The organism is Methylophaga sp. UBA5088, assembly GCF_002414625.1.
Classification (GTDB): Bacteria; Pseudomonadota; Gammaproteobacteria; order Nitrosococcales; family Methylophagaceae; genus Methylophaga; species Methylophaga marina.
Window position 1 is genome coordinate 12,349 of sequence record NZ_DIAC01000134.1, and the last position, 1,141, is coordinate 13,489.

2 protein-coding genes are annotated in these 1,141 nt (G+C 45.0%); both read right to left on the minus strand.

What is annotated here, in order from left to right:
• Positions 1 to 55 precede the first annotated feature (55 nt).
• Positions 56 to 496 carry a cyanase gene (cynS, locus tag B4K20_RS16525; RefSeq protein ID WP_286305649.1) on the minus strand — a complete coding sequence of 147 codons (441 nt, stop codon included), beginning with the start codon at positions 494 to 496 and terminating at the stop codon, positions 56 to 58.
• A 49-nt stretch (positions 497 to 545) separates the two neighbouring features.
• The coding region (locus B4K20_RS16530; protein WP_289283762.1) for a formate/nitrite transporter family protein at positions 546 to 1,141 on the minus strand (596 nt) is incomplete at its 5' end.

Below are 1,141 nucleotides of genomic sequence, written 5' to 3' on the forward strand. Positions count from 1 at the left end.
TGAGAAAAAAAGAAGGGAGAAAACCGAGGTTTATCTCCCTTCACCAAGGGGCAACTTACCAGGCTTTATAAGGTAAAAATTTGCCATTCATTGTCACAACAACACGATCCCCCTTGGGGTCGTGTTCCCGCTCTACCGACATATTAAAATCAATGGCACTCATAATGCCATCGCCAAACTTTTCTTGAATGACTTCTTTCAGAGTGGGGCCATATACGCCAACAATTTCATAGAGGCGATAAATCAATGGATCTTTAGGCACGCTCTCATCCCAACTTTTGATCGGGTAAGCCTCAAGTGCTGTTTTGACTTCGGCTGGTAGTTCTAAAAGTTCACATAAGGCATGTGCTTTTTCGGCTGGCATGCTATTCATGCCCATGCAAGCTGAAGTGGTCCACACAGTGGACATACCGATGGTGTTGGCAATCGTTTCCCACTGAAGCTGTTTACTTTCTTTAGCCACCATGATGGCTTGAGTCATATCCAGTTTGTTCATCTTATTTCTCGCATTATTAAGTGATATCGACAGATTAACGAATGCAATATTAGTTAACGGTGACTTTATTAGCCGGCTCGATAACACGGCTACGAGTAGGTCCCGGTTTAAGGTGAGTGGCGTAAAGCACCATGCCGGTTAACAATAAACCGCCTACTAAATTACCTAAAATAACGGGGATTTCATTCCAGATTAACCAGTCAGCAATAGTAATAGGTACACCCATCATCATTCCCAGCGGGAATAAATACATATTGACGACAGCATGCTCAAATACCAGACCAAAGAAAATAAGAATCGGCATCCACATAGCGATGACCTTACCAATCACGTCTTTTGATAACATGGCACCGACCACACCAACAGACACCATCCAGTTGCATAAAATGCCTTTGACAAACACGGTAAACCAACCTGCTGCACCGTGTTCGGCAAAGCCAAGAGTTCTCGCTTCAGCCGCTCTAGCAATCGCTTGTCCGACTGCACCGGGCTCGGTTGTGAAGGCGAAGGTCCAGGCAATGCCAATCAACACCGCGGTTGTTAATGCCCCCAGTAAATTACCCAGAGCGACTAGCCCCCAGTTTTTAAGTAAACCATTGAATGTCGCACCTGGGCGTTTATCAAATAAAGCTAATGGCACAAGTG

Coding starts and splice junctions, on each gene's coding strand:
- cynS (WP_286305649.1), bottom strand. CDS start 496: ATGAACAAACTGGATATGACTCAAGCCATCATGGTGGCTAAAGAAAGT.